26 protein-coding genes and 9 tRNA genes are annotated in these 18,107 nt (G+C 30.9%); 30 read left to right on the top strand and 5 right to left on the bottom strand.

Annotated elements, in window-relative coordinates; genetic code table 11:
- Window positions 1-8 precede the first annotated feature (8 nt).
- Window positions 9-1,403, top strand: a complete 1,395-nt coding sequence (hemY, locus tag LQ675_RS05730; protein WP_048539855.1) for a protoporphyrinogen oxidase — start codon at window positions 9-11, stop codon at window positions 1,401-1,403.
- A 505-nt stretch (window positions 1,404-1,908) separates the two neighbouring features.
- Here hemY and LQ675_RS05735 read toward each other — a convergent pair.
- Window positions 1,909-2,424: a GNAT family N-acetyltransferase gene (locus LQ675_RS05735; protein WP_048539856.1), complete on the bottom strand. Its 516-nt coding sequence runs from the start codon at window positions 2,422-2,424 to the stop codon at window positions 1,909-1,911.
- Between the two features lie 596 nt (window positions 2,425-3,020).
- Between LQ675_RS05735 and LQ675_RS05740 the strand changes: the two genes are divergently transcribed.
- The 9 genes from LQ675_RS05740 to LQ675_RS05780 all read left to right on the top strand — a co-directional run bounded on the left by LQ675_RS05740 (window position 3,021) and on the right by LQ675_RS05780 (window position 3,906).
- Window positions 3,021-3,095, top strand: a tRNA-Glu gene (locus tag LQ675_RS05740).
- Between the two features lie 88 nt (window positions 3,096-3,183).
- Window positions 3,184-3,257 (top strand) — tRNA-Met (locus LQ675_RS05745).
- Window positions 3,258-3,271: 14 nt separating this feature from the next.
- Window positions 3,272-3,347 (top strand) — tRNA-Asp (locus tag LQ675_RS05750).
- A gap of 10 nt (window positions 3,348-3,357) precedes the next feature.
- Window positions 3,358-3,430 (top strand) — tRNA-Phe (locus LQ675_RS05755).
- Window positions 3,431-3,450: 20 nt separating this feature from the next.
- Window positions 3,451-3,526: transfer RNA gene (locus tag LQ675_RS05760), tRNA-His, on the top strand.
- An 18-nt stretch (window positions 3,527-3,544) separates the two neighbouring features.
- Window positions 3,545-3,618, top strand: a tRNA-Gly gene (locus LQ675_RS05765).
- Between the two features lie 7 nt (window positions 3,619-3,625).
- Window positions 3,626-3,700: transfer RNA gene (locus LQ675_RS05770), tRNA-Asn, on the top strand.
- Window positions 3,701-3,703: 3 nt separating this feature from the next.
- Window positions 3,704-3,775 (top strand) — tRNA-Glu (locus LQ675_RS05775).
- Between the two features lie 42 nt (window positions 3,776-3,817).
- Window positions 3,818-3,906: transfer RNA gene (locus LQ675_RS05780), tRNA-Ser, on the top strand.
- A 96-nt stretch (window positions 3,907-4,002) separates the two neighbouring features.
- Here the strand turns inward: LQ675_RS05780 and LQ675_RS05785 are convergent.
- From LQ675_RS05785 to LQ675_RS05795, 3 genes are all read right to left on the bottom strand, one after another.
- The gene (locus LQ675_RS05785) at window positions 4,003-5,052 is read right to left on the bottom strand and encodes a tyrosine-type recombinase/integrase (RefSeq protein WP_239727095.1); all 1,050 of its coding nucleotides are present in this window, start codon (window positions 5,050-5,052) and stop codon (window positions 4,003-4,005) included.
- A 66-nt stretch (window positions 5,053-5,118) separates the two neighbouring features.
- A complete protein-coding gene (locus tag LQ675_RS05790; protein WP_239727097.1) occupies window positions 5,119-5,526 on the bottom strand; it encodes a hypothetical protein in 408 nt (135 codons plus the stop codon).
- 365 nt (window positions 5,527-5,891) lie between these two features.
- Window positions 5,892-6,632, bottom strand: coding sequence for a helix-turn-helix domain-containing protein (locus LQ675_RS05795; RefSeq protein WP_107617281.1), 741 nt, complete (start codon window positions 6,630-6,632; stop codon window positions 5,892-5,894).
- A 287-nt stretch (window positions 6,633-6,919) separates the two neighbouring features.
- Between LQ675_RS05795 and LQ675_RS05800 the strand changes: the two genes are divergently transcribed.
- Complete coding sequence (locus tag LQ675_RS05800; RefSeq protein ID WP_107617278.1) at window positions 6,920-7,099, top strand: hypothetical protein; 180 nt, start codon at window positions 6,920-6,922, stop codon at window positions 7,097-7,099.
- Between the two features lie 169 nt (window positions 7,100-7,268).
- Here the strand turns inward: LQ675_RS05800 and LQ675_RS05805 are convergent, their stop codons facing one another.
- Window positions 7,269-7,739: a DUF2321 domain-containing protein gene (locus tag LQ675_RS05805; RefSeq protein WP_239727099.1), complete on the bottom strand. Its 471-nt coding sequence runs from the start codon at window positions 7,737-7,739 to the stop codon at window positions 7,269-7,271.
- A 169-nt stretch (window positions 7,740-7,908) separates the two neighbouring features.
- Here LQ675_RS05805 and LQ675_RS05810 point away from each other — a divergent pair, with 169 nt between their 5' ends.
- The 19 genes from LQ675_RS05810 (at window position 7,909) to LQ675_RS05900 (ending at window position 18,103) form a co-directional block, all read left to right on the top strand.
- On the top strand, window positions 7,909-8,193 hold the full coding sequence (locus LQ675_RS05810) for a DUF2482 family protein (protein WP_107617276.1): 285 nt from the start codon (window positions 7,909-7,911) through the stop codon (window positions 8,191-8,193).
- Window positions 8,183-8,443 (top strand): hypothetical protein, encoded by a 261-nt coding sequence (locus LQ675_RS05815; RefSeq protein WP_107617275.1) that lies wholly within the window; start codon window positions 8,183-8,185, stop codon window positions 8,441-8,443. The genes LQ675_RS05810 and LQ675_RS05815 overlap by 11 nt, the downstream gene beginning before the upstream one ends.
- A gap of 2 nt (window positions 8,444-8,445) precedes the next feature.
- Window positions 8,446-8,715, top strand: coding sequence for a hypothetical protein (locus LQ675_RS05820; protein ID WP_239727102.1), 270 nt, complete (start codon window positions 8,446-8,448; stop codon window positions 8,713-8,715).
- Window positions 8,708-9,247 carry a host-nuclease inhibitor Gam family protein gene (locus LQ675_RS05825; protein WP_239727104.1) on the top strand — a complete coding sequence of 180 codons (540 nt, stop codon included), beginning with the start codon at window positions 8,708-8,710 and terminating at the stop codon, window positions 9,245-9,247. The genes LQ675_RS05820 and LQ675_RS05825 overlap by 8 nt, the downstream gene beginning before the upstream one ends.
- Window positions 9,248-9,901 (top strand): ERF family protein, encoded by a 654-nt coding sequence (locus LQ675_RS05830; protein ID WP_239727105.1) that lies wholly within the window; start codon window positions 9,248-9,250, stop codon window positions 9,899-9,901.
- Entirely contained in the window at window positions 9,894-10,457 is a 564-nt protein-coding gene (gene ssb / locus LQ675_RS05835; RefSeq protein ID WP_239727106.1) for a single-stranded DNA-binding protein, read from the top strand. Before LQ675_RS05830 ends, ssb begins: the two co-directional genes overlap by 8 nt.
- Before the next feature lie 17 nt (window positions 10,458-10,474).
- Window positions 10,475-11,137: a putative HNHc nuclease gene (locus LQ675_RS05840; protein ID WP_239727109.1), complete on the top strand. Its 663-nt coding sequence runs from the start codon at window positions 10,475-10,477 to the stop codon at window positions 11,135-11,137.
- A complete protein-coding gene (locus tag LQ675_RS05845) occupies window positions 11,138-12,055 on the top strand; it encodes a DnaD domain protein (RefSeq protein WP_239727111.1) in 918 nt (305 codons plus the stop codon). It abuts the gene before it with no gap.
- 34 nt (window positions 12,056-12,089) lie between these two features.
- The gene (locus tag LQ675_RS05850; protein WP_239727113.1) at window positions 12,090-12,284 is read left to right on the top strand and encodes a hypothetical protein; all 195 of its coding nucleotides are present in this window, start codon (window positions 12,090-12,092) and stop codon (window positions 12,282-12,284) included.
- A complete protein-coding gene (locus LQ675_RS05855; RefSeq protein ID WP_239727115.1) occupies window positions 12,275-12,610 on the top strand; it encodes an SA1788 family PVL leukocidin-associated protein in 336 nt (111 codons plus the stop codon). The genes LQ675_RS05850 and LQ675_RS05855 overlap by 10 nt, the downstream gene beginning before the upstream one ends.
- Before the next feature lie 2 nt (window positions 12,611-12,612).
- Complete coding sequence (locus tag LQ675_RS05860) at window positions 12,613-12,837, top strand: hypothetical protein (protein ID WP_239727117.1); 225 nt, start codon at window positions 12,613-12,615, stop codon at window positions 12,835-12,837.
- 35 nt (window positions 12,838-12,872) lie between these two features.
- The gene (locus LQ675_RS05865; RefSeq protein ID WP_239727120.1) at window positions 12,873-13,106 is read left to right on the top strand and encodes a hypothetical protein; all 234 of its coding nucleotides are present in this window, start codon (window positions 12,873-12,875) and stop codon (window positions 13,104-13,106) included.
- 1 nt (window position 13,107) lies between these two features.
- Complete coding sequence (locus tag LQ675_RS05870; protein ID WP_239727122.1) at window positions 13,108-13,614, top strand: dUTPase; 507 nt, start codon at window positions 13,108-13,110, stop codon at window positions 13,612-13,614.
- A gap of 33 nt (window positions 13,615-13,647) precedes the next feature.
- On the top strand, window positions 13,648-13,866 hold the full coding sequence (locus tag LQ675_RS05875; RefSeq protein ID WP_107617263.1) for a hypothetical protein: 219 nt from the start codon (window positions 13,648-13,650) through the stop codon (window positions 13,864-13,866).
- Between the two features lie 133 nt (window positions 13,867-13,999).
- Window positions 14,000-14,413: a sigma factor-like helix-turn-helix DNA-binding protein gene (locus LQ675_RS05880; protein WP_239727124.1), complete on the top strand. Its 414-nt coding sequence runs from the start codon at window positions 14,000-14,002 to the stop codon at window positions 14,411-14,413.
- Window positions 14,414-14,622: 209 nt separating this feature from the next.
- Window positions 14,623-15,444, top strand: coding sequence for a hypothetical protein (locus LQ675_RS05885; protein ID WP_239727126.1), 822 nt, complete (start codon window positions 14,623-14,625; stop codon window positions 15,442-15,444).
- A gap of 177 nt (window positions 15,445-15,621) precedes the next feature.
- A complete protein-coding gene (locus tag LQ675_RS05890) occupies window positions 15,622-16,341 on the top strand; it encodes a hypothetical protein (protein ID WP_239727128.1) in 720 nt (239 codons plus the stop codon).
- Between the two features lie 63 nt (window positions 16,342-16,404).
- Window positions 16,405-16,842, top strand: a complete 438-nt coding sequence (locus LQ675_RS05895; RefSeq protein WP_239727130.1) for a terminase small subunit — start codon at window positions 16,405-16,407, stop codon at window positions 16,840-16,842.
- Window positions 16,829-18,103 carry a PBSX family phage terminase large subunit gene (locus tag LQ675_RS05900; protein ID WP_239727132.1) on the top strand — a complete coding sequence of 425 codons (1,275 nt, stop codon included), beginning with the start codon at window positions 16,829-16,831 and terminating at the stop codon, window positions 18,101-18,103. The genes LQ675_RS05895 and LQ675_RS05900 overlap by 14 nt, the downstream gene beginning before the upstream one ends.
- The last annotated feature ends 4 nt before the right edge of the window (window positions 18,104-18,107 follow it).

The raw sequence follows: 18,107 nt of genomic DNA on the forward strand, positions 1-18,107 counted from the left end.
TGTTAAGTATGTCAAAACGAATTGCAATAATAGGGGCAGGGATAACTGGGTTATCTGCTGCCCATTATTTAAGAAGAGATTATCCAGATGCACAAATTGATGTATATGAACAATCAGACAGAGTAGGCGGCAAAATTAAAACATATCGTAAAAATGGTTATACAATTGAACTAGGGCCAGAATCATACTTAGGTAGAAAAACAATTATGACAGAATTGGCTGAAGAAATTGGGATTGCTGATGATTTAGTAACAAATAAAACAGGGCAATCATATATTTACAGCCATAATAAGTTATATCCAATACCAGGTGGTTCAATTATGGGTATACCGACAGAAATTAAACCATTTCTTAAAACACAATTGATTTCTCCAGCAGCTAAATTAAGAGCGGGTTTAGATTATTTCTTACCTGTTAAACCGATGCATACAGATATATCAATCGGCCATTTCTTTAGACAAAGATTAGGTGATGAAGTATTAGAAAACTTAATCGAACCTTTAATGGCAGGTATTTATGGTGCAAATATTGATAAATTAAGCTTAAAAACAACATTCCCTCATTTTAAAGAACAAGAAGAAAAAGAGGGTGGCTTAATAAAAGGTATGATAGCTCAAAAAGCTAAAAATAATGCCGATAAAAAAGTAACAGTCAAACCAAAAGGCCAATTTAAACAATTTAGACATGGCCTTGAATCATTCATTCAAACTTTACGTGATAGTCTTGAAAACAAAGGTGTTCAAATACATTTAAATGCTTCAGTTCAAAATTTAGTAGAAAAAGATAATAAAACAATTTTAACTATAAATAATGAAGAACATGAATATGACGGTGTAATCGTTACAATACCACACCAACATTTCGTTAAATGGTTTAAAGATGACCTTAAATTGGATTACTTTAACTATATGCCTTCAACAAGTGTTGCAACAGTTGTTATGGCATTTGATAAGGATCAAGTCGTTAATGATAAAGATGGAACTGGATTTGTAATCGCAAGAACAAGTGATACAGCCATCACAGCTTGTACATGGACAAATAAAAAATGGCCGCATACAACACCAGAAGGAAAAGTCTTATTAAGAGCGTATGTAGGTAAACCAGGCTCAAATATTATTCATCATAAAGACGAAGAACAATTGAAACAAGTCGCTCTAAATGATCTGAATAAAATCATGACTATAAAAGGAGAACCAGAATTCTCTATCGTAACGAAATTACCACACAGCATGCCTCAATATGAAGTCGGTCATATCGATCGTATTCGAGATATACAAGAACATATCGATCAGAATTATCATAACCTTATCATAACAGGTGCATCATTTGATGCAGTCGGATTACCAGATTGTGTACAAATGGCTAAGAACGCTAGTGACAAGATGATAGAGTATTTGAATTAAATAGTAGTAAGTAGATAGTGCGCGGAAGTGCATGGAAGAGGATGGAAGCGTATTGAAGCGGGACAGAAATTCTAATTTAACATTAGAATTTCTGTTTTTTTGTTGTTGGAGTAGGTGAGTGAGGAAGATAGATCAGCTTGTAATTATCAAGAGCAGAGAAACAAGATAAATAGGAGGTCTGAATTTATCAAGACAGGTGAAACAAGATAAATAGAGGCGTTGTATATATCAAGACTGAGTAAACAAGATAAATAGGAGGTCTGAATTTATCAAGACAGGTGAAACAAGATAAATAGGAGGTCTGAATTTATCAAGACAGGTGAAACAAGATAAATAGGAGGTCTGAATTTATCAAGACTGGCTAAACAAGATAAATAGGAGGTCTGAATTTATCAAGACTGGCTAAACAAGATAAATAGAGGCGTTGTATATATCAAGACTGAGTAAACAAGCAACATATCAGAAGTAATTTAGATACTAATTAATAATTAGAATATAATTTTGGTTATCGATTTGCTTTATTCCATTCCATATAGAAATATGAATCTTCTTGCTTAAAAATTTTAAATCCACATTTTTTATATGATTTAATAGCCCTAATATTATTAATTTTTACATCTAATACAATTGAATCCACATTAAGTTCTAATACTAAGTAATTTAATATCATTTTTATGAATTCTGTACCTATTCCATTACCCCATATAGAGCGATCTGCTAAAAATTGGTCAATACCATATACATTAAGTTTTAAATCAAAATTTAACTTTTTATGTAGAGAAGAATCAATTTTATAAAACTGCATATACCCGACTGCAACATTATTAATCTCTAAAATACAAGGTGTTACTTTACCAGGATCATTTATACGTGGTAAGTATTTTTTTATAATTGCATTATTATTTTCAAATCTTTCATCATAAAACTTTGTTAAATCTTTATTGTTAAACCATTTTATTAAATTAGATAAGTCACTTTGTTCCATGTTTCGTATTGTCATATTCTTATTTTTAATTAACATAAAATTTCATCCTTTAAAAATTGGCTGATAACTAATTCACTTAAATAATAATGTAGGTTTTAATGAGTTATTTTCATAGTACATTTAAGTTGTAATAATAACAATGTTATTCCATCCAAATAAGAATTACTTTAATTAAAACCAAGAAGTATATTTTAGCAAAGATCAAATCGATAAATGTAGCAAGGTATCTAGTAATTATATATTAAACAAGCTAAAACTAAAAATTAAATAAAAGCTCTGAACAATTAAAAAATGTCATCTAACAATAATTGAGCACTGAATTATGTAATAGGGGGGACAAATATATAAATATAAGATTAGTAAGTTTCAAGTTCGATTAAATTAGAAAAGGTGTCAACTTACAATTAATATTCAAGTATGGAAAAGTTACTTTATGATCACTTTTTTCTATAAAAATCATGAATAAATAAGACTTCTAAAGATAAAAAGAGGGGGTTTTGAATGATTATTTCTCCCTTTAGTGACAATTGTCACATAGATGTTAAAAGTTCAAATTTTTTATTAAGAAAAGTAAAGAAATAGCATTGACGTTCTTTATATTTCTATATATACTTAAGTAGTTCTCAATTAGAGGCCCCTTGGTCAAGCGGTTAAGACACCGCCCTTTCACGGCGGTAACACGGGTTCGAATCCCGTAGGGGTCACCATTTTTTAATAAAAAATTATTAAAATTTTATTGACATAATATTAATGAATGTGTTATATTAATAAGGTAGCCAAATTACTTATTATTAGCGCGGGATGGAGCAGTTCGGTAGCTCGTCGGGCTCATAACCCGAAGGTCGGTGGTTCAAATCCGCCTCCCGCAATACTTTTTAATGATGGTCCCGTGGTGTAGCGGTTAACATGCCTGCCTGTCACGCAGGAGATCGCGGGTTCGATTCCCGTCGGGACCGCCATTTTTATTTTGGCTCAGTAGCTCAGTCGGTAGAGCAAAGGACTGAAAATCCTTGTGTCGGCGGTTCGATTCCGTCCTGAGCCATACTTTTTTAAACAAGTATGGCGATTGTGGCGAAGTGGTTAACGCATCGGATTGTGGTTCCGACATTCGTGGGTTCGATTCCCATCAGTCGCCCCATATATATTATTTACTTAAGCGGGTGTAGTTTAGTGGTAAAACCTCAGCCTTCCAAGCTGATGTTGTCGGTTCGATTCCGATCACCCGCTCCATTATTATTCCACAGTAGCTCAGTGGTAGAGCTATCGGCTGTTAACCGATCGGTCGTAGGTTCGAGTCCTACCTGTGGAGCCATAAGGCCCCTTGGTCAAGCGGTTAAGACACCGCCCTTTCACGGCGGTAACACGGGTTCGAATCCCGTAGGGGTCATATAATCAGAGGTGAAATATCGCTTCTGATTTTTTTGTTTGTGGAGAGTTGTCCGAGTTGGCCGAAGGAGCACGCCTGGAAAGTGTGTAGGCGCCACAAGCGTCTCGAGGGTTCGAATCCCTCACTCTCCGTTTGTACCTTAATAATCAACTAATCCAAGACGTTGATATTGCTGGGTTTTCTTGCATTTGGTAAGATAATCCGTTTGAGCAAGTGTCAAAAAAGTGTCAAGAGAATAATTCTCTCACTTTTTGACCTTGCTCTTTTTTATGTTCATCTAAAAGATGCGAATAAATTTCTAAAGTAATTGCAATATTTGAATGACCTAATCTTTTGCTAATGTATTCAATTGGAATGGACTTACTCAATAAATAAGATGTGTGTGTATGTCTTAATGCGTAGGGTGTTATTTTCGAGTCTATTATGCCTATTTGCTTTTTAGCGTGTTCAAATGATTTACTAATTGCACTGTGTGACAATTTAAATATCTTTCCATCAATACGTCTAGGATATTTTTTAATCTTGTTTCGAATAGTAATTATATCTTTGTGATTTACCTCAACATCGCGCTTTGAGTTTTCAGTTTTAGTGCCTGGAAGGTGAATTATTCCTGGTGCTTTATTTAAATCTGCATAAGTCATATTGATAGCATCACTATATCTTGCACCAGTTATAGCAAGTAGGTATAAAAATACATAGCTTTGTTCATCTCGTGTTTTAAAATATGCTATTAAATCTATATATTCTTTGATAGTCATAAACTTCGTTTCTTCACTTTTAGCATCTTTTGTCCCTTTAGCTATCACTTTGTATGTCGGATCTTTTTTTAAATATCCATCGTATAATGCATCTTTTAAACAAGGTGATAGACATCCATGTACTTTTCTAACTGTCTCAGAAGTGCGACCATTACCATAATTATTTAAAAATCGCTGGTATTCTGAACGAGTTATATTTTTAAGTAATATGTCTTTACCAAAATAATCTGAGAATAAATCGATTGCCCGTTTGTACCAGTAAAACTGTTTTTTAGATAAATTATGTTTATTCTTAGTTTCTAGCCAGTCATTGTAATAAACATTAAACGTTTTATTATCTTCAATTTTGTTTCCGTCTTCTAAATCTCTAATTAGTTGCTGCGCTGCATAAATAGCTTCAGCTTTAGTTTTAAATCCAGATTTTCTTTTTTTGCCAGATTTGAATGATTTGTGTTTAACATCATACTGCCATGATGTCGAAGTTTTATTTTTACGTTTAGTTACTGTAAATGATGCCATTTTGATAATCCTCCTCAAAAAATTCAAAAATTAATAAAGGGTACAGGTTTGTACCCTAAAATAAAACTAATTTTCATCTAAAACTTTATCGATGACTTTTGTAAATTTTTTGAAAGTATCTTCATCAATATCACTATTCATTTGCAATAGAACTTTATCATTTGAATATATATGAGATGAAAGCATAGCACTGCCTTCTCCTAATTTTTTATAATATTTTTTAGTGTCTTTTAAATCACTTTCATTATCAAATACAAATAATCTACCGTTCTTATCACTAGTCACAGTAAATATCTTTGCATCTTTTGTTTTATTTGGTGCTAATCCAAAATCTTCTTTTTTCATATCTCGATTATCTTCGACTGAAAGACCTTCTTTTTCAAAGCTTTTAATAATATCATTTGTTTCAACATTTTTACCACAAGCGCCTAAAATTAAAAGTGATGTAAATAATAAAATTAATAATTTTTTCATTTTTCATTTCCCCTTATAATTACTTTTGATGAAAATTGAATATAGGCTTATCTCTATGTACTATAATTCATTTAATAAATATGTGTGTGCTATATCCTTTGCTAAGTCATAAAAATTAACTCCTTTCTTTTAAAAGTAATATATTTAAACACACAAAAAGGCTCAATGATTAGAGCCTTAAAGAGTGAATAAAATTATATTTTGTTTTCTATAAATTATTTTATTATCCATTTTAAAGGCAAAATTCTAATATTATGGCATTTTTAGATTCAAATCATGCAATTTTCCATTATATTTTATCTTTTAAGACCAAAAAAATAATAACATCAGTTATTTATTATAAATTATTTTGTTAGAGTAAAAATTTATTGAACTATCTTACCAATCAGTTTGAACTGATGGTGTGGTTCAACTTTTATAGTTTCATATTTTGGATTTAACGATACAAGATTTATTGTATCATCTATTAGTTCTATCTTTTTGATTAATACAGTACCATCGTAAATTACTAGTGATACTAAACCATCTCTAATTTCATTAGTTCGTCTTACAAAAGAAAACGTATCTCTCTTTATTGCAGGTTCCATTGAATCACCATTCACATATATACAAAAATCAGCTGTTTCAAGCAATTGCTGATCAACCTCACTTCTATCAAAATAGACAGTTTCTTCAATGATGTCATCATATAACTCTTCACCAATGCCAGCACCAGTAGTGCCTATTCTGGTAAACGGTATCTTTTCATCTTTGCTATTATATTTTATCTTGTATTCTTGGATAGAAGAAATATTATTTGATTTTTGATTTTGTAACTTCAATTGTTCCTTAGCGTAGTTTAGTACGTTTTTTTGTCGTGGGGCTTTGAGTTCAATTAAAGTAGTTAAAGTCTCACTAATTAAACTATCATCTATTTGCATTAAGCTTTCAGGCTTAATATTTAAACCTTTACAAATCTTAATTACATTTTCAACCTTGGCATTTAGAATACCACGTTCTAAAATTGAACGAACTGTTGTATAAGCTAACCCAATTTCTTCCGAAAAAGACTTTACAGTTCCAGATTTTAATTCCATTAAATTTTTTAAATGTTGTTCTTTTTCCATTATGGTTACCTCATTTCCTAGTTCTTAATTAAATAATAACATACGAAAAATCGTATATCAAGAAAATTTAGTTATAAAAATACGAAATTTCATATTGACTAAAGAAGATTAGTGGGATATCAAAACATCATTTTGAAAATGAAGTTTTTCCAAATCTAACTTTTCAAGAAAGATTTGTATATCGATTTGGTAAGGGTGGCAAACGTTATATAGAGGTTAAACCAGCAATCGAATACATAAAAAAAGAATTGCTAAAAAAGGAAGTTGAATTATAGGAGTGATGTTTAATGAATACAACATGGAACATTATTAAATATCCTGCGTTGACTTTGTTAATCGTAATTGAATTTTTTATTATCAGTTCATTTAGTATAGCATCGATCGAACATTCTTTGATGTTCTGGTTAGTAACTGTATTAATGTTTGAAATCGCTGATCAAGTGTTTTTAGAAAAGGAGCGGATGTAAGTGGACAAATTAAAACTATTAAAAATAACACTCTTAATTGTCATCTTGGCGGAAGAGATTAAGAGTGTAGTTAAAGAGTTAGTATTTTTCTTTAATTTAAAAAAGTGTCCAAGTTGTTCATCAATAACAACAAAATCAGCTAATTATTGCCCTAAATGTAGATACAAATTTAATTAAATAATGATTTTTTAACAGCTTCACTTACTACATCAATTAGTAAATTTCTAGCACCTTCTTGAACATAATCAGCTGCTTGAGACATATATTTTTTATATTTTGCTTGGGCAACAGGTGTTGTTGGTGAATCAATTATAAGGTCTGGGATTGCATTTTTGATTATTAATCTATGTTCTTCAGATAATTCTTCATCTAAAGAAACTAATTCAATAGCATTATTTAAAATCTTTTCTGTCCATGGATAAGGATTGCCACATTCGTGACAGTAATTAGGAGCATCATAATTAATTTTGCCAAAAAATCCAGGGACATAATAATAACCTTGTATTGCTGACTGACATTTCGAACAATTTGAGATTGTAGATTCGCCACATTCTTTACAAAATTTTCTATAGTTAGCTTCACTTGATGAGGAAACATGACCATTAAGACAGATTGTAGCTCTTGTATAATATCCACTCATATTGTATCACCTCACTTTCATGATAAATTATTTTAATTATACACAATAAAAAGAAAAGTAACATGAAAACAAAATAAAAAAACTCTCCCCGAGGGCAGTCGGTGAGAGTCAATAAATTATTAAATAATATCAAATTAAAATATATAACAAAAATTGGAGGGCGTCAAAAATGAATTTAAAAGAAATGACTAAGGAAGAAATTGTAGCGTTAGTAGGTAAAAAAAGATTAGAAATAATAGAACTTATAGAAAATATAGATAATCAAACTAATTTTGAGTGTTACGGCACATTAGCTATAGGTGTTGAGAATGATGAAGCAACGGAAGCTGTAGGAGGAGTTTATGGTCGCAGTTTTGACATTGCTCAGTTATATGCAAATGACAAAGATATGATGACAATATTAGCCCAAGCAGCACTTTTTCGTCGATTTATGGGTGATAAACATGACAAGTAATCGAAAAAAGCTTTTTAGTGTATTCGCTCGTCTATATGAAGAATTTAAAAGTAGCCAAGAAGATTGCTGGTTAGAAATTGTTAGACGAAATGGAAAAATAACTATAAATTTTGTACATTTTCATGAATCTTATGAAAGTAATAATAAATGGTTATCGATTCATGAAAGTAATCCAGAATCAAGCGAAAGATTAAAAAATTATATTATTGAAGTTTTGCGTAAAAAAAGACTTATTAAAAAGGGGTTTTAGTCATGTTTAAACCTTATTTAAATCGCAATATTTATAGACTTTATTTATTAGAACAATGCTTTTTAAAACCTAGAAAATTGAAGTACAAAATTGAAAAAGATGATAAGCATATTTGTGAATTAGTCATTCATTTTAGGCATACAAGAAATTACTATACAACATTTGATTTAATTCACCCAAATGAAATTAAACGAGTTTGTGAAGAAGTATATAAAAAATTAGAAGAAGAACAAAAAGCCGCAGTATTGAAGGAGGAATATATTTATGGCTAATCCATTAATTGAAAAAGAGTTGGAAGATGTTGAAGTTCAAGAAAGTTTTAAAGTGCATGATCTGGATAGTGCTAATTGGGCATTAAAAAAGATAGCTGCAATTAATACAAAGCAATCAGAGGTATCGAAAGTCGCTGAAAATGAAATTGAAAAAATTAAAACGTGGGAAGAAAGTGAACTCAATCGATATGAAGGTAGTAAAGAATATCTACAAAGTCTATTAGTTGAATATTACAAAGCTGAAAAGGAAAAAGACCCAAAATTTAAATTGAGTACACCATATGGAAAAGTCACATCGCGAAAAGGAACTCAAAAGTGGGAAATACCTAATAAAACTATGTTTATACAGACTCTAAAAGAACGTGGTTTTAACGATTTAGTACGTATTAAAGAAGAAATAAATTTAGCAGATTTAAAGAAACAATTTCATGTAACGGAAGACGGTCGTGTTATTGATTCCAATGGAGAAATTATTGAAGGTACTTACGTTATTGATAATCCAACATCTTACAGTGTGAAAGTTGGTGATTAGATGGCAAAGAATCTTTATCAAAGAATTCTTGATGTGAAAGCAAATATAGAAGGCTTTACAAAAGATGCAGAAGGTTATAAGTATAACTACGTTGAGGGCTCACAAATATTACACAAAATCAGAAAAAAGATGGAAGATAATTCTTTATTATTGTTTCCGTCTGTAAAGCAAGCTAGCTATTCAGAAATAGAAGTGGTGGTTAAAGGCAAGAAAAAACCTAATATTTTAGTTCAAATGGATATGACATATACCTTTTTAAATGCCGATAATCCAGAAGAACAGTTAGTAATTCCATTTTTTGCAATTGGTCATCAAGATGATGCGAGTAAGGCGTACGGTACAGCATTAACTTATGCAGAGCGTTATTTTTTACTTAAATTCTTTAATATACCAACAGATGAAGATGATGCAGATGCAAAACAAAAACGTGAAAAACACACTAAAGCTGATAGAAGTGATATTGAGTTACTTGATAGTCATATTAATGAATTTGCAGAATTAGTAAAAACTGATCCAAAGAACGTTAAATTAGAATTAAAAATTATCAATTATGAAAAATTAAGTGTTGCTGAGGCAATGCAGGCAATCCAAACATTAAATAGTTGGAAGCAAGACATTTTAAAACAAAATCAAGGAGGACAAAATAATGATTAATAGAGTTGTATTAGTAGGTAGATTAACCAAAAATCCAGAATTCAGAACAACACCGAATGGCATTGGTGTAACAACGTTTACTTTAGCAGTCAATAGAATATTGACAAATCAGAATGGAGAAAGACAAGCAGACTTTATAAATTGTGTAGCTTTTAGAAATACTGCTGAAGCGGTTAATAACTATTTACAAAAAGGCAATTTAGCAGGTGTTGAAGGCAGAATTCAAACAAGAAATTATGAAAACAATGAAGGCAAGAGGGTTTATGTTACTGAAGTAGTATGTGATAGTGTGCAATTTTTAGAACCTAAAAATACAAATCAACAAAACAATAACTATCAACAATCAAATTATAATCAGCAACAGAATTACAACCAGCCACAAAACTATCAACCTCAAAATAATCAAACTTATCAAGGACAACAAAATAATGGGAATAGATCAGCTTATCAACCGCAACAAAACTATGGTTATCAAAATCAACAAACCCAACAGCCTAATCCATTTTCAAACTCGAACGCACCAATCGATATAAAAGATGAAGATTTACCATTCTAGGTTTAGGAATTAGTTAGATGTCAAAAATATTAAGTTATCAACAAAACTATGACGGTAGTTACACTATCGTCATAGATGATGTTGGTTTAGATAACCAGACAATTTTATTATTAAATAATCAAATACCTGTAGAAGTAAATGTAAATGTTATCGATAAAAATACAATTACTGATAAGCAGCGTAGGAAAATATTTGCTTTATGCAATGACATTGAAGCATATACTGGTCAGCCACGAGAATATATGAGGCAGATGTTTAAGGATTATCTGATTTTTATGAATGGTTATGAAACGTTTAGTTTATCAGACTGTACTAAAAAATTAGCTAGAGAATTAATTGAGTTAATCATAAATTGGGTGTTTTTGCATGACATACCCTTAAATTACCGTACAAGCGACCTTTTAAAAGATGATAAAAGTTTTTTATATGTTAGTACTATAAATCGTACTTGCGCTATTTGTGGTAAACCTAATAGTGATTTAGCGCACTTTTACGCAGTAGGAAAAGGGCGTAATAGAAAGAAAATAGATCATATAGGTAATAAGGTATTAGCTTTGTGTCGAGAACATCATGCAGAACAACATACGATTGGTATGGATGCATTTAATAAAAAATATCACTTAGTAGACAGTTGGGTTGATGTAGATGAGAGATTAAACAAAATGTTGAGGGGTGAGTAGATGGCTAGAGTAGGTTATTTAAAGTTATGGCGTTCGTTAGTTGATAAGCCAATTTGGAAACAGTCTACTCCTGAACATAAAGCAATATTAATACAATTATTGGTTATGGCTGATTACACAGGTAATGAGTGGGAGTATAAAAACGAAACATACAAGACAGAACCAGGGCAATTTGTAACATCACTTAAAAATATAGCTGAAGAATGTGGAAAAGGGATTTCAGTGCAGAACGTTCGCAGTGCGTTAGCGAGATTCGAGCGACTAGGTTTTATAACAAACAAATCAACAAAGTCTAATAGGCTTATAACCATTGTCAACTGGGGCTTTTATCAGTCTAACGATAATATTACCAACAAAGGTATTAACAATGTTAGTAACAGTTTACTAACAAACGACCAACAAAGAGGTAACAAAGAGGTAACAACTAAAGAAGAAGTTAAGAAGAAAAGAAGTAAAGAAATAAAGAATATTAAGAAGGAGGACTCTAAGAGCGTCTTCGATTTTTTCCAAGAAAATGGCTTTGGTGTTCTATCAGCCTATACAACTGAAGATATATCGCAATATCTTGATGCGTTTGAGAATGATTCTGAAGCAATAGTCATCATGGCTTTAAAAGTATCACTGGACAGAAATAAAGTCAGATGGAGTTATGCCAAAGGGATTTTAAAGGACTGGATTCACGCAAATCTTAAAACGGCATCAGACGTAGTTGCTTATGAACAACGCAAATTAATTGCTTATCAAAATAAAGTAACACCAAGTGCAGCTAATCAATCAAGAGAGAAAACACCTGAGTGGTTATTGAAACAAAAGCAGGGTGATCAAAAAGCTCAACAAGAAACATCAGTTGATTTTGAGGAAAGAAAAAGAGCAATGGAAGCAGAAATAGCTGAATTCGATAAACAATTTAGAAATTAAAAATAGCACTGTTAGTACGTGAGGAGTGAAGAACATGAAGTTATATAAAGTTGTAACACATGCGCCTGTTACGTTTGTCCAAACGCATTTTATATATGCAGATGATGAAGAAGGCATTAGACAAGACCTAGATAAAAATATGAAGTCTGACCCTTCTATATTTATAGAATCTCATAATTATACGATTGGAGATTATGAATTAGAGGATGTGGAATTAAAATGCAGATAGTTGAAGGTAAAGTTTACACAATATATGGTGAGAAATATGTTTTTTCTCAAAAATATTTAGAGTTAATGAGAAAGAACAAGTTAGAAATGAAACATATTAGATCACGTATTCATAATAAATGGACTCTTCAAGAAGCAGTATCTATACCATATCTCATGTCACGACTAGAATATCGTGAATTACAAGAAATCAAACGTATTGAAGAAAAGGAAAAGAAAGAAAAGAAGTATAAAAAGTCTAAGCCATGGCTAGAATTATATCCTCAAAAGACTGAATTTGGAAAGTATGCACAGCAGCTTTTTAATGAATGTTGTGGGAGTTGGTAAAAATGATTAGAAAAGTTTATGACGATAAATGCAGTTACGAAGTCGGTAAAAATAATGTGGGAATTATAACGCAATGGCGTGTGAATAAGGACTCAGTTGATATTTATCGTATAGCAGATAAAGATAATAATTTAATTATATTTCATGGTTTTTCGCATAAAGATTATGTAGTTGAATATGATGATGAACCGATCGAAAACGGACAAATGAGTATTTTTGAATTTTAGGAGTAAGAACCTAATTTTTAAGGAGAGTAGTTGAAATGCCATATAAACATGAAGAAACACATAAAAAAGTAATTGAAGGCTACCATAATTATTTAGGTGATGAAAGCGGCATACAAGAGATAGAAGAAGTTTATGGTAAAGCAAAAGCTTGGGATAAATACTTAGAAAGCACTGTCAGACAAGAAGCAATAGACGAATTTGGGGAAGATGATCCAAGAGTAGATTACGCAGTAGAACTTACTGAAAGATTATACAGGGAGGACAAATAGTATGAACAACCAATTAACAACTGATCAATTGAAAGAACTATTTGAAATTCAAAAAGAGTTCGATAGTAGAATACCAACACTAAACTTACAAGATAGCAAAGTGGCATATGTGGTTGAATTTTTTGAATGGTTTAACACATTAGAAACGTTTAAGAACTGGAAGAAGAAACCAGGTAAGCCATTTGATGTGCAACTAGATGAACTAGCAGACTTGTTAGCGTTTGGATTAAGCATTTCAAACCAGCGAGAATCTGTTGATGAATTAGCGTTAAAACGTATTACAAATTGTAAAACTGGTATACCTACTAATATTCATGATTTTAGTTTTAATGAAATATTGGGATTAGTGAACGCAATTATTCATTTGGAAGATGAAGTGGTGTTTGCATTTGCTATTGCTGATCAATATTACAGTGTAGAGCAACTTATTGAAGCTTACAAAAAGAAAATGGAAAGGAATCATGCAAGACAAGATGGCATAGTAGATACAGACAAAGGCTATGTATAATCAATATTCAGGAAAACATGGGGGAAGAAAATAATGGATCACATAATTAATGAATTAAGAATTAGAAAAATACCTTTTGAATTTTCAGTGACTTTAGATAATAAAATACTATCAATACCAAAGTTAAATAATAAATCAGAAATAAAAATATTTATAGATATGACAAAAATGCCGACCTATAAAGTAAGTAGTATCAACACTGAAACAAAATATTTCAGAGATCAACTTGAAGTTATGGCATATATATTTTAGGAGGGCTATCAAATGAAAATATACTTCGTTTCATTAGTACTTACATCACTATTACTGTTTGCATATCTTTATTGTGCAGCATGTGTGAATGATGACGTGGATACTTAAAATAAATTTTTGGTGGTGAGATGTATTGTTTGAATGGCTTAAGTTGTATCGTAAATTAGATATGGAACAGGAAACCTTAAAACTAAAAAGAGATATTTGTATGGAAGAGATAGATAGATGGCAAACGATAAGTGATACGCGTGTAGACTTAGGTGAAAAACACGACTTTATCTCACGTATTCGCCAAATTGATAGAATTAGAGAAGAATTAAAAGAATTAAATGATCGCATTGAGATAATAGAAAATCAGAAGAAAAGGGTTTTAAAGCTGATTGATAAGTTTGAAGGTGTAGAACATCAGATATTAAAACTTAGATATGTTGAAGGAATGACACATGGAGAAATAGCGAACCAACTTGGCTACGCTGAACAATCCATTAAAAACATACACTCTAGCATAATTAAACAAATTAACTTTGCATCTAAAGTCAAAGGATAGTAAAAACGTACCTTACTAATTGAGTACTTACGGTATTGATTTTTCCTGTTATATTGTTATTGAGTCTAATATTGACTCAAGCATTGATGTCCTCCAGCATGCAATGTCAGCCCCCTTTGAAACCATCTAGCTTTTGTTAGATGGTTTTTTAGTTCAATGATATATTAAATATAGAGAAAAGAATAAATATATAGGGTGGAGGAAATACAATGGGGAATGTCTTAGATAGTATTTTAAATGCGACAAGTGAAAATTTAGCTGATGAAGTGAAAGAAGAGTTAAAAACAGATGCACTTAATACTGGGAGTGAATTATTGGCAGATATAACAATTGATACTGCTGCTAGTCTCATACCTTATATGGGGAATGCAATTGTAAATTATAGAAAAGGTAAAACTATTAGAAACCAAGCAATGTATTTAAATGAATTAGCAAAAAGAGTCGAAATTCTAGAAGCAGCAAATAAAAATAATAATCAAGAGTATAAAGATAAAGTAGACGAAATCTTTATTATGGGTTCAGAAAGTGCTGCAAGTACTAAACAAACAGAGAAAATTGAGTATATTTCTAATGGTGTATTAAATTCTATAAAGAATGATTTTTCATATGATATTTCAATACTTTATTTTTCAATACTAGATAGATTAACTATTTTAGAAATTGAAATTTTAAAACAATATAGTCTACCATACTATGAAAGAGAAGTAGGATGGAACCAAAAAATTATTGAGAAGTTCAAGATAACTAATCCAGGTTATAATGCAGCGCGTAATAATTTGTTGAAAAATGGTTTATTAGAAAGTAAGACAGACAATTTTATTCAACATGATATAGATGAAATTCTAACGTCGATTGAAACTGCACAAAAAGATATAATTAATATAGCTGAATTTATAGAAAATGCGAAAAGAAATAAAAAGTTAAAAATCAGTAAAAATAAAAAGACAAAAAGTAAAACGAAAGATAGCGTTTTAATATCCAAATTGGGCAACGACTTTGTTAAATATTTCATAAGTTCTGATTCGTTATAATGTGTATCGAATAGCATTTATAGCAAAAGTTATAATCGGTGAGAACGAAAATACAAAGAATTATAATTGGTATAGTCATTAGTTGTCCTCCTAATACTATTTTAGCCATCTAGCTTTTGCTGGGTGGTTTTTGTATAATTTAATTGCGTTAGATTTATTAGAAGCGAGGCTTAAATTATGGAGAATAAAATAGGAGTATGGTTATTTTATATTATTGTAGGTACTATTGGGATAAGTTTACTTATTGCAATTGGAATCACAAAATTTAGTTGGTTTAGTTGGTCATTAGGTGATGCGAATGGCTGGTTAGGTTTTTGGGGTAGTTTTCTTGGAGGCATAATTGGTACTTTAAGTGTTTTATATGTCGCATTCTCACAAGATAGCAAACAAGAGAAGCTAATTAATGATGAAAGAAAAATACTTTTATTAAAGAATGTGGAAGAAGAAATTAAAGATGTATTAATTGAGTTAAGTAATTATAGGAATGAATTTATGTTATATGCAGATAAATGTAATGATAGGTTATCTAATATTACATATTACTCTGAGGAAGATTATAACAAAGCACGTTCAGAAACTAATGATAAATCCGAAAGAAATATAACTAAATATGAAACAATTTTAATATATAACCGTTTTAATTTAGTTAAAGTTCATTTGAAAATATTTGATAATACGATTAACACAGACTTAATAAAACCTGATAATGTGGCAGAATATATGTTTGTAAATGATACGATTGATAAATTTAGAAAATATTTTTCCGAAATTACTGAAAATGGCACCATTAAAGGATATCAATCAATTTTTGATGAAATTGATAAATTATATCTTCAAATAATAGAAAAGCAAGCAAAAACAAGGAAAGAAATGATTGAAAAATTAAACACTCACTAACGTGGGCGTTTTTTTATACCCAAATTTAATAAAGCGATTAGCACAAGAAGGTGATATATTGATATGAAGTTAACGAGAAAGCAACAGTTGTTTGCAGATGAGTATATCAGAACAGGTAATATATATAAGTCGGCAATTAACGCAGGTTATAGTCATAACTATGCAAATAAAAATAGTAGTAAATTGTTGGGAAATGTTGGGATAAAATCCTATATTGATGCGAGATTGGAAGCATTAAAGAAAGAAACAATTGCAGAGCAAGATGAGATACTGCAATATTTAACTTCAGTCATGAGAGGGGAAATTACTGATCAAGAACTGATACCAATACAAATTGGTCGCGGAAAAACAACAGTCGAAGAACATGAAAAACGTTCAGATACAAAAGCCCGAAATAAAGCAGCCGAACTTTTAGGAAGACGTTATGTAATGTGGACTGATAAACAAGAAATTACTCAACGTAATATTGAAATCAATATCGGTGAGTATGATGACGATTAAATTAAATTTTAAACACCCTTCCAAAGTGTTTAATAAGAATATTTTTAAAATACTCAATAACTATCTAAATTTTACTGAGGTTCATTATGGCGGAGGTTCCAGTGGTAAATCGCACGGAGTGGTACAAAAAGTTGTATTAAAATCACTTAAGGAATGGAAAGTACCTCGAAAGGTTTTATGGCTGAGGAAAGTACAAGCCACAATTAAAGATAGCTTATTTGAAGACGTGAAGAGTTGTTTAATAGATTTTGGCATTTGGGACATGTGTGAGTGGAACAAAACAGATAACACTGTAGTTTTACCAAATGGCGCCACTTTTTTGTTTAAAGGATTAGATAATCCCGAAAAAATTAAATCGATTAAAGCCTTATCAGATATAGTCATGGAAGAAGCATCAGAGTTTACATTGAATGACTATACTCAATTGACTTTGCGTTTAAGGGAACGCAAACATAAACACAAACAAATATATTTAATGTTCAACCCGGTTAGCAAGCTTAACTGGGTTTTTAAGTATTTTTTTGAACATGGTCAAAAAATGGAAGACACACTTATTCAACAATCGACTTACAAAGATAATAAATTTCTGGATGAGCCTACTAGACGGAATCTTGAACTATTAGCAGATCGTAACCATGCATATTACAAAATTTATGCATTAGGTGAATTTGCTACTTTAGATAAGCTAGTATTCCCTAAGTTTAAGAAACGGCTGCTCAATAAAGAAGATTTAAAACATTTACCTTCGTTTTTTGGGCTTGACTTTGGTTATGTGAATGACCCTAGCGCCTTTCTACACGTCAAAGTAGATACTGTGAATAAGAAATTATATATTTTGGAGGAGTATGTTAAAAAAGGTATGTTAAACGATGAAATTGCCGAAATGATAAAGTCTTTAGGCTACTCAAAAGAAGAAATACAAGCAGACAGCGCAGAAAAGAAAAGTATTGCTGAAATTAGGCTTAATGGTATTCCTAGAATTCGACCTGCATTAAAAGGACCAGATAGCATACTTGCAGGTATCCAATTTATAAGCCAATTCGAAATCATCATTGATGAGCGTTGTTTCAAAACTATTGAAGAATTCGAAAATTACACATGGAAAAAAGATAAAAATACAGACGAATACTACAACGAACCTGTAGACACATACAATCACTGTATTGATGCATTACGTTATGCAATTGAAAAGTTAATGATTAGAAATAAAAAGAAAAAACCAAACGCAAATAAATTAAGAAGCTTTAAAAATCGATTTTAGGGAG

Origin of the sequence: Mammaliicoccus sp. D-M19, from assembly GCF_022386695.1 — a bacterium.
In the GTDB taxonomy this organism is placed as follows: domain Bacteria; phylum Bacillota; class Bacilli; order Staphylococcales; family Staphylococcaceae; genus Mammaliicoccus; species Mammaliicoccus sciuri.

What these genes read in the sequence shown, in the direction of transcription:
- LQ675_RS05785 (WP_239727095.1), bottom strand. Translation starts at nt 5,052, where the DNA reads ATGGCATCATTTACAGTAACTAAACGTAAAAATAAAACTTCGACATCA.
- LQ675_RS05895 (WP_239727130.1), top strand. Translation starts at nt 16,405, where the DNA reads ATGAAGTTAACGAGAAAGCAACAGTTGTTTGCAGATGAGTATATCAGA.
- LQ675_RS05830 (WP_239727105.1), top strand. Translation starts at nt 9,248, where the DNA reads ATGGCAAAGAATCTTTATCAAAGAATTCTTGATGTGAAAGCAAATATA.
- LQ675_RS05855 (WP_239727115.1), top strand. Translation starts at nt 12,275, where the DNA reads ATGCAGATAGTTGAAGGTAAAGTTTACACAATATATGGTGAGAAATAT.
- LQ675_RS05845 (WP_239727111.1), top strand. Translation starts at nt 11,138, where the DNA reads ATGGCTAGAGTAGGTTATTTAAAGTTATGGCGTTCGTTAGTTGATAAG.
- LQ675_RS05810 (WP_107617276.1), top strand. Translation starts at nt 7,909, where the DNA reads ATGAATTTAAAAGAAATGACTAAGGAAGAAATTGTAGCGTTAGTAGGT.
- ssb (WP_239727106.1), top strand. Translation starts at nt 9,894, where the DNA reads ATGATTAATAGAGTTGTATTAGTAGGTAGATTAACCAAAAATCCAGAA.
- LQ675_RS05865 (WP_239727120.1), top strand. Translation starts at nt 12,873, where the DNA reads ATGCCATATAAACATGAAGAAACACATAAAAAAGTAATTGAAGGCTAC.
- LQ675_RS05825 (WP_239727104.1), top strand. Translation starts at nt 8,708, where the DNA reads ATGGCTAATCCATTAATTGAAAAAGAGTTGGAAGATGTTGAAGTTCAA.
- LQ675_RS05850 (WP_239727113.1), top strand. Translation starts at nt 12,090, where the DNA reads ATGAAGTTATATAAAGTTGTAACACATGCGCCTGTTACGTTTGTCCAA.
- LQ675_RS05890 (WP_239727128.1), top strand. Translation starts at nt 15,622, where the DNA reads ATGGAGAATAAAATAGGAGTATGGTTATTTTATATTATTGTAGGTACT.
- LQ675_RS05900 (WP_239727132.1), top strand. Translation starts at nt 16,829, where the DNA reads ATGATGACGATTAAATTAAATTTTAAACACCCTTCCAAAGTGTTTAAT.
- LQ675_RS05805 (WP_239727099.1), bottom strand. Translation starts at nt 7,739, where the DNA reads ATGAGTGGATATTATACAAGAGCTACAATCTGTCTTAATGGTCATGTT.
- LQ675_RS05790 (WP_239727097.1), bottom strand. Translation starts at nt 5,526, where the DNA reads ATGAAAAAATTATTAATTTTATTATTTACATCACTTTTAATTTTAGGC.
- LQ675_RS05870 (WP_239727122.1), top strand. Translation starts at nt 13,108, where the DNA reads ATGAACAACCAATTAACAACTGATCAATTGAAAGAACTATTTGAAATT.
- LQ675_RS05875 (WP_107617263.1), top strand. Translation starts at nt 13,648, where the DNA reads ATGGATCACATAATTAATGAATTAAGAATTAGAAAAATACCTTTTGAA.
- LQ675_RS05815 (WP_107617275.1), top strand. Translation starts at nt 8,183, where the DNA reads ATGACAAGTAATCGAAAAAAGCTTTTTAGTGTATTCGCTCGTCTATAT.
- LQ675_RS05735 (WP_048539856.1), bottom strand. Translation starts at nt 2,424, where the DNA reads ATGTTAATTAAAAATAAGAATATGACAATACGAAACATGGAACAAAGT.
- LQ675_RS05820 (WP_239727102.1), top strand. Translation starts at nt 8,446, where the DNA reads ATGTTTAAACCTTATTTAAATCGCAATATTTATAGACTTTATTTATTA.
- LQ675_RS05795 (WP_107617281.1), bottom strand. Translation starts at nt 6,632, where the DNA reads ATGGAAAAAGAACAACATTTAAAAAATTTAATGGAATTAAAATCTGGA.
- hemY (WP_048539855.1), top strand. Translation starts at nt 9, where the DNA reads ATGTCAAAACGAATTGCAATAATAGGGGCAGGGATAACTGGGTTATCT.
- LQ675_RS05860 (WP_239727117.1), top strand. Translation starts at nt 12,613, where the DNA reads ATGATTAGAAAAGTTTATGACGATAAATGCAGTTACGAAGTCGGTAAA.
- LQ675_RS05885 (WP_239727126.1), top strand. Translation starts at nt 14,623, where the DNA reads ATGGGGAATGTCTTAGATAGTATTTTAAATGCGACAAGTGAAAATTTA.
- LQ675_RS05840 (WP_239727109.1), top strand. Translation starts at nt 10,475, where the DNA reads ATGTCAAAAATATTAAGTTATCAACAAAACTATGACGGTAGTTACACT.
- LQ675_RS05800 (WP_107617278.1), top strand. Translation starts at nt 6,920, where the DNA reads ATGAATACAACATGGAACATTATTAAATATCCTGCGTTGACTTTGTTA.